This is a genomic window from Pseudomonas benzenivorans, from assembly GCF_024397895.1.
GTDB classification, from domain to species: domain Bacteria; phylum Pseudomonadota; class Gammaproteobacteria; order Pseudomonadales; family Pseudomonadaceae; genus Aquipseudomonas; species Aquipseudomonas benzenivorans_A.
In genome coordinates this window covers 4564154-4577175 of sequence record NZ_CP073346.1, presented here as the reverse complement: position 1 = coordinate 4577175, position 13022 = coordinate 4564154, and the positions used below count along the sequence as shown (strand labels likewise).

Genomic DNA, 13022 nt, shown 5'->3' with positions numbered 1-13022 from the left:
TTCAGCGATAGAACGGCGACCCCATACCGCGGCTGGCCTCCTCCGTCACATCCGCATCGAACACCCGTGTGTAGAACGCTGCATTCAGGTCGGCCGCCTCGGTCGGGAAATACTCCACGGCAAACTTGCGGGCATTCTCAAGCGTATCGAACGCGTATAGCCCCCCCGGCGTGCCGGTGTGCAGGCCGGAAAGCCAGGTCTTCGACAGCAGACCGCGTTGCTGCTTGAGCTTCGGATTGAGTTCTCGCCACGGTGCGACTTGATCGAAGGGCAATGCATGCAACTGCACCTCGGTATAGACAAAGGCGCCGGGTTTGATGCTGACGTGACCGGAATGGTGCGCTGAGTTCATGTCCAGGCTAGCCGCTTCGGTTGCCATGGCATCGAATACGCGCGTGGTTTGAGCCACGCCAAAAACTCGGGCCTCCGCTGGGAAGTACCCGGTCACGAACTTCTGTGCGTTTTCGATCGTATCGAACACATAGAACCCCCCCGCCGAATCATTTCCTACCCCGGCCAGCCAAGTCTTGTTGATAAAGCCTGGCTGCTCCTTGATGGACCTATTGATGCGCTCCCAAGGCACATCCTCGAACTGGGCGGAGATTTGTAGCTCGGTATATACATAGGCACGGTGGCTGATGACTGGGCTCCTGGAGCAAGAGATGGCTGTCGTTCCAACGATCAGCGCGGTCGCAGATAACGACCGTGATGCAATTTCGCATAACGTTCGTTATCCGTTCAAGTAGAATTCTTGTTTTCGAACTCAAGTGATCAAGGGCTATGTCTAGATCGGAACAAAAAAGGCAGACCCACCAGCGCATCCTCGATGCGGCGGGTCGCGGTTTTCGCAAAGGCGGCTTTGGTGGGGTTGGTGTAGATGGCCTAGCCAAGGAAGCCGGGGTGACCTCGGGTGCGTTCTACGTACACTTCGGTTCCAAGGCGGCGGCGTTCCGTGCGGCCGTGGCACAGGGAATGGAGGGCCTGAAAGATGGCGTGCACCACTTTCAGGTCGAGTACGGCGAGCACTGGTGGCCGGAGTTTGTACGCTTCTACCTGGGTGCAAAACGGCGGTGCGATTTGGCCGAGAGTTGCGCTCTGCAGAGTTTGGCTCCGGAGGTGGTGCGTTCCGATGCCTGCGTACGTGCTGCATTCGAGGTCGAGTTACGCGAGGTGGCGGAGATGATCGCGGCCGGCCCGGCATCGCACAGCGCCCCGGCGGACGCGACAGCCGCGCTGGCGGCACTGGGGATGCTGGCGGGGGCAGTGACGCTGGCGCGCGCGGTGGAGAGCCCCGAGATGGCCGAGCAAATCGTGGCGGCTGCCGAACGGGCGCTAATGCCGCCTCTCGACAGCGCCGCAACGGCCACGGAGCCCTAAACGCCTCTCTCAGTCGCCGAGCGGATCATCGCCATGCACGACATGCTCGGCGACTGAAGGCCTTCGGGCGGTCGCCGGCCACCCGATCACCGCCCGGCGGCCAGCCGTACCGCCGAACGGCCCGCATTACTTCGGTTTCGTCATCGGCGCCACCCTGCCCGCCGCCGCCGCGGAGCGCCTGGTGCTGGCCTGGGACCAGTGCGCCTCCTCGTCCGATAGCTCGCCGGCGGCCGATACCCTGGAGCGCATCGCCGGCGCTGGGTCTGCGAAGCGCTCGGCCTGCCGCCCAAGAGCGCCGTGGGCTTCGGCACCAGCGTCACCGCCTGCACCCTGGCCTGCCGGTCCGCCGTCCGGCGCAAGCTCCTGGCCCGCAAGGGCTGGGACTTCGACGGCGACGCCCTGGACAGCGCGATGAACAGCGACGCGGCCTATGCCACCGCCTCCAGGGACGCGCAGAAGAACCTGACCCAGGAGTTTTCCCGCCGCGCCCGCAGGGTGGCGATCTGGGCGGCGCTGTCGAGCCTCGGCCGCGCCGGCCTGCGCGAGATGATCGACCGGCATATCCGCCAGGCCGGCCACCTCGCCAGCAGTTTGCGCGCCCAGGGCTATCAGGTGCTCAACCGCGCCGCGCTGAACCAGGTACTGGTGCGCGCCGACTCCGACCAGCAGACCCTGGCCATCCGCCAGGCGGCCCAGGCCTCCGGACAGGTGTGGTTCGGCCCGACCCTCTGGCAGGGGCGCCCGGCCTTCCGCCTCAGCCTGTCGTCCTGGCGCACCAGCGATGCCGACATCCAGGTGCTGATCGAACTGCTGGGCGAACTCAAGCGCAGCATCCCGGCCTGACCACGTCACTCAAACAAGTCACTCGACAAGCGCCAGGCGCTGCGCTTATCTTCGGCGCCTGGCCAGCGCACTGGCCAACGTCGCTCGGACGGTTCCGGGCGCTTACGTTTTCGAGGACAGCATGGCTGATCAAGCTTCGCGCCGCTTTGCGCGCATCGATCGACTCCCCCCCTACGTGTTCAACATCACCGCCGAGCTGAAGATGGCGGCCCGCCGCCGCGGCGAGGACATCATCGACTTCAGCATGGGCAACCCCGACGGCCCCACCCCACCGCACATCGTCGAGAAGCTCTGCACCGTCGCTCAGCGCGACGACACCCACGGCTATTCCACCTCGCGCGGCATTCCGCGCCTGCGCCGCGCCATCTCGCGCTGGTACCAGGAGCGCTACGCGGTGGATATCGACCCGGAAAGCGAAGCCATCGTCACCATCGGCTCCAAGGAAGGCCTGGCCCACCTGATGCTGGCCACCCTGGACCACGGCGACACCGTGCTGGTGCCCAACCCCAGCTACCCGATCCACATCTACGGCGCGGTGATCGCCGGCGCCCAGGTGCGCTCGGTACCGCTGGTGCCCGGCGTGGACTTCTTCGCCGAGCTGGAGCGGGCCATCCGCGAATCCATCCCCAAGCCCAAGATGATGATTCTCGGCTTCCCCTCCAACCCCACCGCCCAGTGCGTGGAGCTGGACTTCTTCGAGCGCGTGGTGGCCCTGGCCAAGCAGTACGACGTGCTGGTGATCCACGACCTGGCCTACGCTGACATCGTCTACGACGGCTGGAAGGCGCCGTCGATCATGCAGGTACCGGGCGCCAAGGACATCGCCGTGGAGTTCTTCACCCTGTCCAAGAGCTACAACATGGCCGGCTGGCGCATCGGCTTCATGGTCGGCAACCCGGAGCTGGTCAACGCCCTGGCGCGGATCAAGAGCTACCACGACTACGGCACCTTCACCCCCCTGCAGGTGGCTGCCATCGCGGCACTGGAGGGCGACCAGCAGTGCGTGCGGGACATCGCCGAGCAATACCGCCAGCGCCGCAATCTACTGGTCAGGGGGCTGCATGAGATCGGCTGGATGGTGGAGAACCCCAAGGCCTCGATGTACGTCTGGGCGAAGATTCCCGAGCAGTACGCCGCGCTCGGCTCGTTGGAGTTCGCCAAGAAGCTGCTGGCCGAGGCCAAGGTCTGCGTGTCGCCGGGTTTGGGTTTTGGCGACTATGGCGACGATCATGTGCGCTTCGCCCTGATCGAAAATCAGGACCGCATTCGTCAGGCCGTGCGCGGCATCAAGGCAATGTTCCGCGCCGATGGCCTGCTGCAGGCCGCACCGGCCAAGCCGCGCAAGGTCCCCGACGCCTGAAGCGACAATCCAGGGTGCTCGGCAGCGATGCTGCCGGGCACAGCCGGACCGTCAGCCGGAATAGTCCAGCACCGTCCACACCCGGCTCAAGCCCTCACCGATCACGCAGCCGGACTCGCCCAGGCGCTGGTTGTCGTGCAGCGACATCAGGCTGGTCACGCCCTCGGCGGTGTCACGCCGCTCGGTCAGCCACTGCACCCGCCCGCAATTGGGCGTCTCGATCACATAGCTGGCGGCCACCGCCCCATGCTCGCTGGGCAGCCTGATCGCATCGATCACGGTACCCCGCTCCTCGCTGCGCTTGCCGTCCGCCACCAGTACCGCCCAGGCCTGGCCATTCTCGATCACCAGGTAGGTGCCATTGGCCCGGGGTTGCTCGACCTGCGGCTGGGCGCAACCGCTCAACAGGGCCAACAGCACAATCGTCATCAAGGTCTGTTGCATTGCTACTTGCTCCTCTGCAGAGCGCCGGGTCCGAACACGGAGGCCCCGGCGAACGAGTGAGTTCAGGAAAGCGACGGTCTTACTATTGTCGAATACTGTTTATTTGTACAGTACTTTTCCAGTAGACTGTTTTGCATCACAGGCCAGCGCGCGTCAGCGCCAGGGGCCGGCCAATTCGGCGCATCAATCAGGAGCGACGCGATGCTGGACGTACTGCAACTGAAACACACGGTGAACCGCATGCCGCTGGAGCGGGTTCGCGCGACGGTCGAGGAGCTGCAGCTCGAGGGCATCGTCACCGAGGGCAAGACCCCCTTCAACCGCGTGCATTTCAATACCTGTTTCGCCGAGATCGAAGCCCTGCTGCAGCGTGCCGGCTACCACAGGCAACTGGACGTGGTCGGCTACCAGGGCCTGGCCTACGCCATGTTCGATCCGGCGCGCTGGGACGCGGTGGACGTGCTGCGCTGGCTCAAGGAGTTCGTCGAGGAGGCCCGGGCGCAGCCGGCCGTGCGCTAACCCGGCGGCGCCTGCGAAACCGAACCAAAAGCGCACAGGACATGGCCACGGCGCACAGCGATGGCTCAGCAACAGGGCCGCATGGGCGGCGCCTGGCGGGCCGGCGAGCCGCTCGTTGTGCGCTCTGTAGCCGCCAAAACAGCCCGCGACATCTCCATATGCCACTGTTTTAGAAGATTTTTATCTCCAGTCCCGGACTGCCGGCGAGGCACCGCACGCGGCTTGCAAGGGGCGCCTCGGGAAAGCTGGCAAGCCCCTTGCAAATCCCTCCTCAGCAAACGTCTTCGGATCGCCAACGGCGGTGATCGAGACGAATAGACAAAGACGTCTCAGGCATCCAGCCCCCCACGGGCCGGCTTGTCCGTGACGTCTTTTTTCGTTTTCGAGACCTGAGGAATCACCATGCATCCATCCATCGCTCGCCGCTCCCTGCTGAAAAGAACCCTGGCCGGCCTCGGCTGCGCCGCGGCTATCCTGCTGACGCCCCTGAGCCTGCAAATGGCCCGGGCCGCCGAGCCGGAGAAGGACGAACTCAAGCTCGGCTTCATCAAGCTGACCGACATGGCGCCGCTGGCCATCGCTTACGAGAAGGGCTACTTCGAGGACGAAGGCCTGTACGTCACCCTGGAAGCCCAGGCCAACTGGAAGGTGCTGCTGGACCGGGTGATCACCGGCGAACTGGACGGCGCCCACATGCTCGCCGGGCAGCCGCTGGGCGCCACCATCGGCTTCGGCACCAAGGCCGAGGTGGTCACCGCCTTCTCCATGGACCTCAACGGCAACGGCATCACCGTTTCCAATAGCGTCTGGGAAGAGATGAAGAAGCACGTGCCGATGGAGAACGGCAAGCCGGTGCACCCGATCAAGGCCGATGCCCTCAAGCCGGTGATCGAGCAGTACAAGGCCCAGGGCAAGCCCTTCAACCTAGGCATGGTGTTCCCGGTCTCGACCCACAACTACGAGCTGCGCTACTGGCTGGCCGCCGGCGGCATCAACCCGGGCTATTACGCGCCGGCCAAGGGCGACATCACCGGCACCCTGAATGCCGACGCGCTGCTCTCGGTCACCCCGCCGCCGCAGATGCCTTCGACCATGGAAGCCGGCACCATCGACGGCTACTGCGTCGGCGAGCCGTGGAACCAGCAGGCGGTGATCAAGGGTATCGGCGTGCCGGTGATCACCGACTACGAGATCTGGAAGAACAATCCGGAGAAAGTCTTCGGCGTCTCCAAGACCTGGGCCGATGCCAACCCGGAGACCCACAAGCGCCTGGTCAAGGCGCTGATCCGCGCCGCCATGTGGCTGGACGAGAACGGCAACGCCAACCGCCAGGAGGCCGTGCAGATCCTCGCCCGCCCCGAGTACGTCGGCGCCGACGCCAAGGTAATCGCCAACTCCATGACCGGCACCTTCGAGTACGAGAAGGGCGACACCCGTGAAGTGCCGGACTTCAACGTGTTCTTCCGCTACCACGCCACCTATCCCTTCTACTCCGACGCCATCTGGTACCTGACCCAGATGCGCCGCTGGGGCCAGATCGGTGAGGCCAAGCCGGACAGCTGGTACCTGGATGTGGCCAAGCAGGTCTACCTGCCGGACATCTACCGCAACGCCGCCGCCGAACTGGTGGCCGACGGCCTGGCCAAGAGCACGGACTTCCCCGCCGCCAGCGAAGAAGGCTTCCGCGCCCCCAGCAACGAGTTCATCGATGGCCTGACCTACGACGGCCGCCAGCCGAACGCCTATATCAACCAGTTCAGCATTGGCCTGAAGGCCGACTCCGCGCTCTAACCCGGCCCCAGCCATGGGCGCCGGCCTCTCGGGCGCCCCTCTGCTTCGAGGATTAGAAGATGAGCAACCCCGCAGTCGTACAACCCATTCAGGAAACCCTGAAGTCCGCCCGCAGCGCGGCCTTCAGGCGCTGGCTGCCGAGCGTGCTGATGCCGCTGATCGGCGTGCTCGCCTTCCTGCTGTTCTGGCAGGTCGCCGCCGGCAGCATCGACACCAGCCTGGGCAAGTTCCCCGGCCCCGCCCAGGTCGCCAGCCAGTTCGGCGCCCTGGTCAGCGAGCACCAGCGCGAACAGGACAGGGCCGATGCCTTCTACGCCCGCCAGGAGGCGCGCAACGCCGCCAGGCTGGTAAAAAACCCCGACGCCAAGGTGAAGGTGCGCCCCTATACCGGCAAGCCGACCTTCTTCAAGCAGATCTTCACCAGCCTCTACACGGTGCTGACCGGCTTCGTCATCGCCTCCCTGGTGGCCATTCCGCTGGGCATCGTCTGCGGCCTGAGCAAGCCGATCTACAACGCGGTCAACCCGCTGATCCAGGTGTTCAAGCCGGTGTCGCCGCTGGCCTGGCTGCCCCTGGTGACCATGGTGGTCAGCGCCGTCTACACCAGCAGCGACCCGCTGCTGGCCAAGTCCTTCGTCACCTCGGCGATCACCGTGGCGCTGTGCTGCCTGTGGCCGACGGTGATCAACACCACGGTCGGCGTGGCCAACCTGGACCAGGACCTGCAGAACGTCAGCCGCGTGCTCAGCCTGTCGCCGCTGTCCCACGTGCGGCGGATCGTGCTGCCCGCCGCCGTGCCGATGATCTTCACCGGCCTGCGCCTATCCCTGGCCACCGGCTGGATGGTGCTGATCGCCGCCGAGATGCTGGCGCAGAACCCGGGGCTGGGCAAATTCATCTGGGACGAGTTCCAGAACGGCAGCTCCAATTCCCTCGGCCGGATCATGGTGGCGGTCATCGTCATCGGCCTGATCGGCTTCGTCCTCGACCGCCTCATGCTCATGCTCCAGCGCCGTGCCAGCTGGGACAAGCACGCCGACCTGCGCTAAACGCCCAACTTCAGGAGTCCGCCATGCACACTGCACACCTCGAACTGACCGGCGTCGGCATCAGCTTTCCCACCGACAAAGGGCTGTACTGCGCCTTGCAGCACGTCAACCTGAAGATCGCCAAGGGCGAGTTCGTCTCGCTGATCGGCCACTCCGGCTGCGGCAAATCCACCGTGCTCAACATCGTCGCCGGCCTCTATCAGGCCAGCACCGGCGGGGTGATACTCGACAGCCGCGAGGTCGACTCGCCCGGCCCCGAGCGCGCCGTGGTATTCCAGAACCACAGCCTGTTGCCCTGGCTGAGCTGCTACCAGAACATCGAGCTGGCGGTGCGCCAGGTGTTCCAGGGGCACAAGAGCAAGGCCGAGATGCGCGAGTGGATCGAGTACAACCTCGAGCTGGTGCACATGAGCCACGCCCGCGACAAGCGCCCCAGCGAGATCTCCGGTGGCATGAAGCAGCGCATCGGCATCGGCCGCGCCCTGGCCATGCAGCCGAAGGTACTGCTGATGGACGAGCCGTTCGGCGCCCTGGATGCCCTGACCCGCGCCCATCTGCAGGATTCGCTGATGGAGATCCATGCCGAGCTGGGCAACACGGTGATCATGATCACCCACGACGTCGACGAGGCGGTGCTGCTGTCCGACCGCATCGTGATGATGAGCAACGGCCCGGCCGCGACCATCGGCGATATCCTCGAGGTCGACCTGGCGCGCCCGCGCGAGCGCATGGCCCTGGCCCACGATGGGCGCTACCACGACTACCGCGCGGCCGTGCTGGAGTTCCTCTACCAGAAGCAGCAGCGCCCGGCGGCCTGAACCGGCGCGACGGCGGGCGATTCGCCTGACATTTGGCCTATAGGGAAGCGGCCTCGGTCCTGGGCGCGCGTATACTCGCCGCGCGCCCAGTTGGCGCCGCCCCCCACGCAACGAGACCCGCCCATGGCCCGCCTGACCCTCGAGTTCCCCGAAGACCAGTACTGCTACAGCACCCACCTGACCGTGCGGGTCACCGACATCAACGCCGCCAATCACCTGGGCAACGACTCGATGATCTCGATGATTTCCGAGGCGCGGGCGCGCTTTCTCTTCGAGTTCGGCGTCGAGGAAACCCGCGAGGACGGCATCGGCATCATCGTCACCGACCTGGCCACCACCTACCGCGCCGAAGCCCATGCCCGCGACCAGCTGCTGTTCGAGGTCGGGGTGATGGACTTCAACCGCTACGGCGGCGATATCACCTTCCGCATCAGCCGCCCACAGGACGCCACCCTGGTGGCGATGGCCAAGTCCGGCTTCGTCTTCTTCGACTACAAGCGTGGCCAGGTGGTGGAAATGCCGGCGGCCTTCAGCGCCAAGTTCCCCCAGGCCAACTGGTTGGGTTGACGCGCGCCGCCTGGCCGCCGGTGGAGTCGGTCCACTGCGCTATACCTAAGGGCAGCGCCCGTCGATGCTGGCCCACGCGCAGGAGGTTATTGCCATGTTCGCCAAGCGCCCCCATCCGGCGCCACGTGCCCTGCTGGCCGCGCTGTTGACCGCCAGCCCCACGGTACTCTCCGACGAGGCCCAGCTCGAGCGCGGCCGTTACCTGGTCACCATCGGCGGCTGCAACGACTGCCACACCGCCGGCTACCTGATGGCGCCCGGCGCCATCCCGGAAAGCGAGTGGCTCAAGGGCGACCGACTGGGCTGGAGCGGCCCCTGGGGCACCACCTACCCGAGCAATCTGCGTCTACTGCTGCCGCACCTCAGCGAGCGTCAGTGGCTGACCCTGGCGCGCAACGCCAACTACCGGCCGCCCATGCCCAACGACAAGCTGCACATCATGACCGACGAGGACCTGCTGGCCATCTACCAGCTGGTCAAGCACCTCGGCCCGGCCGGTGTCCCGGCTCCCGCCGCCCTGCCCCCGGGGCAGCCGCCGCCCGAGCCGGTGATCCTGTTTCCGACACCGCCTGCCGCCGACTGAACCCTGGCCGCGCACCGCGGCGCCCCGTAACCGCGCACGCTCGGCGCGCGCGCCCCATTTTGACTCGCCCACCCAGGCCAACCCGGCTTCTCAACGCCTGATTCCACGCTGTTCAAAGGGTTGGCGCAGGTCTTGCTAATACCTCCAGGCGGGCAGCCAACGGCGGCTGCCTCAGAAACGACAAAGACGTCGCCCCACCCTTCGCCAGTCAGCGACAGGGTCGGGCGGCGTTTTTCGTTTTCGCCCCAGCGTTTGGGGATGGTGATGCCCCTGCGATCCAGGGGCCTTGCGGGCAACTCTCTCAACCCAGCTGTGGCTTCGGCCGCAGGGCGCGGCACCACAAGTGCTGCGCCTCCCCGGCGGGCTGCGGCCACCGTGTCCACGACCACGGTCTGCCGCGCCCCGGCCGGGACCCTATTTAGCCGATGAGGTGTTCGATGAATACGAGTTTCTGGAAAGCCGGTCACGCCCCCACGCTGTTCGCCGCTTTTCTCTATTTCGACCTGAGCTTCATGGTCTGGTACCTGCTCGGCCCACTCGCCGTGCAGATCGCCACCGACCTCGAGCTGACCGCCCAGCAACGCGGCCTGATGGTCGCCACGCCGATCCTCGCCGGCGCCGTGCTGCGCATCTTCATGGGGCTGCTGGCCGATCGCCTGTCGCCCAAGAGCGCCGGCCTGATCGGCCAGGTGGTGGTGATCTGTTCGCTGTTCGCCGCCTGGCAGATCGGCATCCAGACCTATGAGCACGCCCTGCTGCTCGGCCTGTTCCTCGGCTTCGCCGGTGCGGCCTTCGCCGTCGCCCTGCCCCTGGCCTCCCAGTGGTACCCGCCGCAGCACCAGGGCAAGGCCATGGGCATCGCCGGCGCCGGCAACTCCGGCACCGTACTGGCGGCCATCTTCGCCCCGGGCCTGGCCGCGCTGTTCGGCTGGCAGAACGTGTTCGGCTGGGCCCTGATTCCGCTGCTGATCACCCTGGTGGTGTTCGCCCTGGTCGCCAAGAACGCCCCGGAACGGCCCAAGCCCAAGGCCCTGGCGGACTACCTCAAGGCCCTCGGCGACCGCGACAGCTGGTGGTTCATGTTCTTCTACAGCGTCACCTTCGGTGGCTTCATCGGCCTGGCCAGCGCCCTGCCCGGCTACTTCAACGACCAATACGGCCTGGACCCGGTCACCGCCGGCTACTACACCGCCGCCTGCGTCTGCGCCGGCAGCCTGCTGCGTCCCCTGGGCGGCGCCCTGGCCGACCGCATCGGCGGGATCCGTTCGTTGCTGATGATGTACACCGTCGCCTCGCTGTGCATCGCCGCGGTGGGCTTCAACCTGTCCAGTTCGACCGCCGCGCTGGCGCTGTTTGTCGCCGCGATGCTCGGCCTCGGTGCCGGCAACGGTGCGGTGTTCCAGCTGGTGCCGCAGCGCTTTCGCAAGGAAATCGGCGTGATGACCGGCCTGATCGGCATGGCCGGCGGGGTTGGCGGCTTCCTCCTGGCCGCAGGGCTGGGCGCGATCAAGCAGCACACCGGCGACTACCAGCTGGCCCTGTGGCTGTTCGCCAGCCTCGGCCTGCTGGCCTGGTTCGGCCTGTACGGCGTGAAGCAGCGCTGGCGCACCACCTGGGGTTCGGCCGCCGTCACCGCGGCGCGGGTCTGAGGCGGCTAGCGCCGTGCTATACAAGGGCGATGCAGATCGCCCCTCTGCGTTTCCCCTGTCCGCACACGAGAGAGCCCGATGGCCCTGCAACTGAGCTTCGGCGAAGCGACCGCCACCGGCCCCCGGGAAGAGAACCAGGACGCCCTGCGGGTGGTGACGCCGGCGCCGGCCCTGGCGGCGAGCAAGGGCTACCTGTTCGCCCTGGCCGACGGTGTCAGCCAATGCGCCGATGGCGGCCTGGCCGCCCGGGCGACCCTGCAGGCCCTGGCCCTGGACTACTACGCGACCCCGGAAACCTGGGCGGTGGCGCAGTCGCTGGATCGCCTGCTGGTCGCCCACAACCGCTGGTTGCTGGCCAATGGCGGCGGCCAGCCGCTGCTCACCACCCTCAGCGCCCTGGTTCTGCGCGGCCGCCGCTTCACCCTGGCGCATGTCGGCGACTGCCGCGCCTATCGCTGGCACGGCCAGCAGCTCGAGCGCCTCAGCGAAGACCATGTTTGGGAGCAGCCAGGCATGCAGCATGTGCTCAAGCGCGCCTTGGGCCTGGACCAGCACCTGGTGGTGGACTACCTGGACGGCGAGCTGCGCCAGGGCGAGAGTTTCCTGCTGGTCAGCGACGGTGTCTGGGCGGTGCTCGGTGACACCGGCATCCAGCGCATCCTGCACGAAGAGCCGGACCCGGCTGCGGCCGCCGAGGCGCTGGTCAGCGCCGCCCACCTGGCCGGCAGCCAGGACAATGCCAGCGCCCTGCTGGTGCGGGTCGACGGCCTGCCGCAGAGCGGCCTGGCCGATACCTTGGCGCAGCTGGCCCACTGGCCGCTGCCGCCCAGGCTGCGCGAGGGCCAGGTCTTCGAGGACTGGCAGGTCGAACGCCTGCTCGGCGAGTCGCGCCAGTCCCTGGTCTACCGGGTGCGCGACAGCCAGGCACGACGCTGGCTGCTCAAGACCCTGCCGCCGAGCCGCGCCGACGAGGCCCAGGCCGGCCCGGCGCTGTTGCAGGAGGAGTGGTTCCTGCGCCGGGTGGCCGGTCGCCACTTCGCCGAAGTGCACCCGCTGCCGCAGCGTCAGCACCTGTATTACGTGCAGCGCGAATATGCCGGGCAGACCCTGGCCGAGCACCTGCGCCTGTCCGGCCCGCTGCCCCTTCCACAGTGGCTGGACATCGCCCCGCGCCTGATCAAGGCCGTGGGCCTGCTGCACCGGCGCAATATCCTGCACCGCGACATCAAGCCGGAGAACCTGCTGTGGGGCAATGACGGCGAGCTGCGCGTGCTCGACTTCGGCCTGGCCTATTGCCCGGGGCTGTCCCGCGACGAGGCCGGCAGCCTGCCGGGCACCCCCAGCTATATCGCCCCGGAAGCCTTCGCCGGCAGCCCGCCCAGCGCCAGCCAGGACCTCTACGCGGCCGGCGTGACCCTCTATCACCTGCTTACCGGCCACTATCCCTATGGCGAGATAGAGGCCTTCCAGCACCCGCGCTTCGCCAACCCAACCCCGGCCAGCCGTTATCGCCCCGACCTGCCCAGCTGGCTGGACGAGAGCCTCAGCCGTGCGGTCAGCGTCGACCCGCAGCAGCGCTTCGAGACCGCCGAGGAATGGCTGCTGGTCCTGGAGCAGGGCGACCGCCAGGCCCTCAGCAACCGGCCCCGACCGCTGCTGGAGCGCGAGCCGCTGCTGGTCTGGCGCACCGTGGCCCTGGTTTCCCTGCTGCTGAACCTGGTCCTGCTGGTGCTGCTGCTCAGCTAGGCAAACCACCGAAAGATGCACCATAACGGCGCAACTCGCCTTAATCAGGTGCGCCGGCAGCAGTCCAGCCCCGCTACTGACAGCCGCGTAGAACGCTGAAAGCCCCATGAGTCGGGCAGTTCCTGGAGTTGGCACAGAGCCTGCTAAAGCATTTGTACAAATTAAATAAGGCGCGACCTTCAACGTGGAAGGTCGCGCTTCCCGAGAGAACGGGACCTGGACAAAGGCGTCCTCGCTAGCTTGCTGGCGGGACGCCTTTTTTGTTTTCCGGTTAAT

General features: G+C 66.6%; 13 protein-coding genes. 11 read left to right on the top strand and 2 right to left on the bottom strand.

Annotated features, from left to right (window positions below; genetic code table 11):
• Position 1: 1 nt before the first annotated feature.
• Positions 2 to 583: a YdhR family protein gene (locus tag KDW96_RS21260; RefSeq protein ID WP_255838199.1), complete on the bottom strand. Its 582-nt coding sequence runs from the start codon at positions 581 to 583 to the stop codon at positions 2 to 4.
• Between the two features lie 197 nt (positions 584 to 780).
• On the opposite strand from KDW96_RS21260, the gene KDW96_RS21255 reads away from it, so the two are divergent.
• The 3 genes from KDW96_RS21255 (at position 781) to alaC (ending at position 3580) form a co-directional block, all read left to right on the top strand.
• Positions 781 to 1377 carry a TetR/AcrR family transcriptional regulator gene (locus KDW96_RS21255; RefSeq protein ID WP_255838198.1) on the top strand — a complete coding sequence of 199 codons (597 nt, stop codon included), beginning with the start codon at positions 781 to 783 and terminating at the stop codon, positions 1375 to 1377.
• Between the two features lie 297 nt (positions 1378 to 1674).
• Positions 1675 to 2220, top strand: a complete 546-nt coding sequence (locus KDW96_RS21250) for a hypothetical protein (RefSeq protein ID WP_255838197.1) — start codon at positions 1675 to 1677, stop codon at positions 2218 to 2220.
• 121 nt (positions 2221 to 2341) lie between these two features.
• Entirely contained in the window at positions 2342 to 3580 is a 1239-nt protein-coding gene (gene alaC, locus KDW96_RS21245) for an alanine transaminase (protein ID WP_255838196.1), read from the top strand.
• 51 nt (positions 3581 to 3631) lie between these two features.
• Here alaC and KDW96_RS21240 read toward each other — a convergent pair whose 3' ends face one another.
• Positions 3632 to 4024: a hypothetical protein gene (locus tag KDW96_RS21240; protein WP_255838195.1), complete on the bottom strand. Its 393-nt coding sequence runs from the start codon at positions 4022 to 4024 to the stop codon at positions 3632 to 3634.
• 201 nt (positions 4025 to 4225) lie between these two features.
• Here KDW96_RS21240 and KDW96_RS21235 point away from each other — a divergent pair, with 201 nt between their 5' ends.
• The 8 genes from KDW96_RS21235 (at position 4226) to KDW96_RS21200 (ending at position 12746) form a co-directional block, all read left to right on the top strand.
• A complete protein-coding gene (locus tag KDW96_RS21235) occupies positions 4226 to 4543 on the top strand; it encodes a transcriptional regulator (RefSeq protein ID WP_255838194.1) in 318 nt (105 codons plus the stop codon).
• 402 nt (positions 4544 to 4945) lie between these two features.
• A complete protein-coding gene (locus KDW96_RS21230) occupies positions 4946 to 6334 on the top strand; it encodes a CmpA/NrtA family ABC transporter substrate-binding protein (protein ID WP_255838193.1) in 1389 nt (462 codons plus the stop codon).
• Positions 6335 to 6393: 59 nt separating this feature from the next.
• Entirely contained in the window at positions 6394 to 7383 is a 990-nt protein-coding gene (locus KDW96_RS21225; protein ID WP_255838192.1) for an ABC transporter permease, read from the top strand.
• 23 nt (positions 7384 to 7406) lie between these two features.
• Positions 7407 to 8201 carry an ABC transporter ATP-binding protein gene (locus tag KDW96_RS21220; protein ID WP_255838191.1) on the top strand — a complete coding sequence of 265 codons (795 nt, stop codon included), beginning with the start codon at positions 7407 to 7409 and terminating at the stop codon, positions 8199 to 8201.
• Between the two features lie 123 nt (positions 8202 to 8324).
• Positions 8325 to 8768 (top strand): thioesterase family protein, encoded by a 444-nt coding sequence (locus KDW96_RS21215; protein ID WP_255838190.1) that lies wholly within the window; start codon positions 8325 to 8327, stop codon positions 8766 to 8768.
• Between the two features lie 94 nt (positions 8769 to 8862).
• A complete protein-coding gene (locus KDW96_RS21210; protein WP_255838189.1) occupies positions 8863 to 9351 on the top strand; it encodes a cytochrome C in 489 nt (162 codons plus the stop codon).
• A 437-nt stretch (positions 9352 to 9788) separates the two neighbouring features.
• The gene (locus KDW96_RS21205) at positions 9789 to 11000 is read left to right on the top strand and encodes a nitrate/nitrite transporter (protein WP_255838188.1); all 1212 of its coding nucleotides are present in this window, start codon (positions 9789 to 9791) and stop codon (positions 10998 to 11000) included.
• A 78-nt stretch (positions 11001 to 11078) separates the two neighbouring features.
• On the top strand, positions 11079 to 12746 hold the full coding sequence (locus KDW96_RS21200; protein WP_255838187.1) for a bifunctional protein-serine/threonine kinase/phosphatase: 1668 nt from the start codon (positions 11079 to 11081) through the stop codon (positions 12744 to 12746).
• Positions 12747 to 13022: the final 276 nt, after the last annotated feature.

Bases quoted from the DNA above. Each gene is read 5' to 3' on its own strand.
- KDW96_RS21255 (WP_255838198.1), top strand. From the start codon at position 781: ATGTCTAGATCGGAACAAAAAAGGCAGACCCACCAGCGCATCCTCGAT.
- alaC (WP_255838196.1), top strand. From the start codon at position 2,342: ATGGCTGATCAAGCTTCGCGCCGCTTTGCGCGCATCGATCGACTCCCC.
- KDW96_RS21240 (WP_255838195.1), bottom strand. From the start codon at position 4,024: ATGCAACAGACCTTGATGACGATTGTGCTGTTGGCCCTGTTGAGCGGT.
- KDW96_RS21235 (WP_255838194.1), top strand. From the start codon at position 4,226: ATGCTGGACGTACTGCAACTGAAACACACGGTGAACCGCATGCCGCTG.
- KDW96_RS21230 (WP_255838193.1), top strand. From the start codon at position 4,946: ATGCATCCATCCATCGCTCGCCGCTCCCTGCTGAAAAGAACCCTGGCC.
- KDW96_RS21225 (WP_255838192.1), top strand. From the start codon at position 6,394: ATGAGCAACCCCGCAGTCGTACAACCCATTCAGGAAACCCTGAAGTCC.
- KDW96_RS21220 (WP_255838191.1), top strand. From the start codon at position 7,407: ATGCACACTGCACACCTCGAACTGACCGGCGTCGGCATCAGCTTTCCC.
- KDW96_RS21215 (WP_255838190.1), top strand. From the start codon at position 8,325: ATGGCCCGCCTGACCCTCGAGTTCCCCGAAGACCAGTACTGCTACAGC.
- KDW96_RS21210 (WP_255838189.1), top strand. From the start codon at position 8,863: ATGTTCGCCAAGCGCCCCCATCCGGCGCCACGTGCCCTGCTGGCCGCG.
- KDW96_RS21205 (WP_255838188.1), top strand. From the start codon at position 9,789: ATGAATACGAGTTTCTGGAAAGCCGGTCACGCCCCCACGCTGTTCGCC.
- KDW96_RS21200 (WP_255838187.1), top strand. From the start codon at position 11,079: ATGGCCCTGCAACTGAGCTTCGGCGAAGCGACCGCCACCGGCCCCCGG.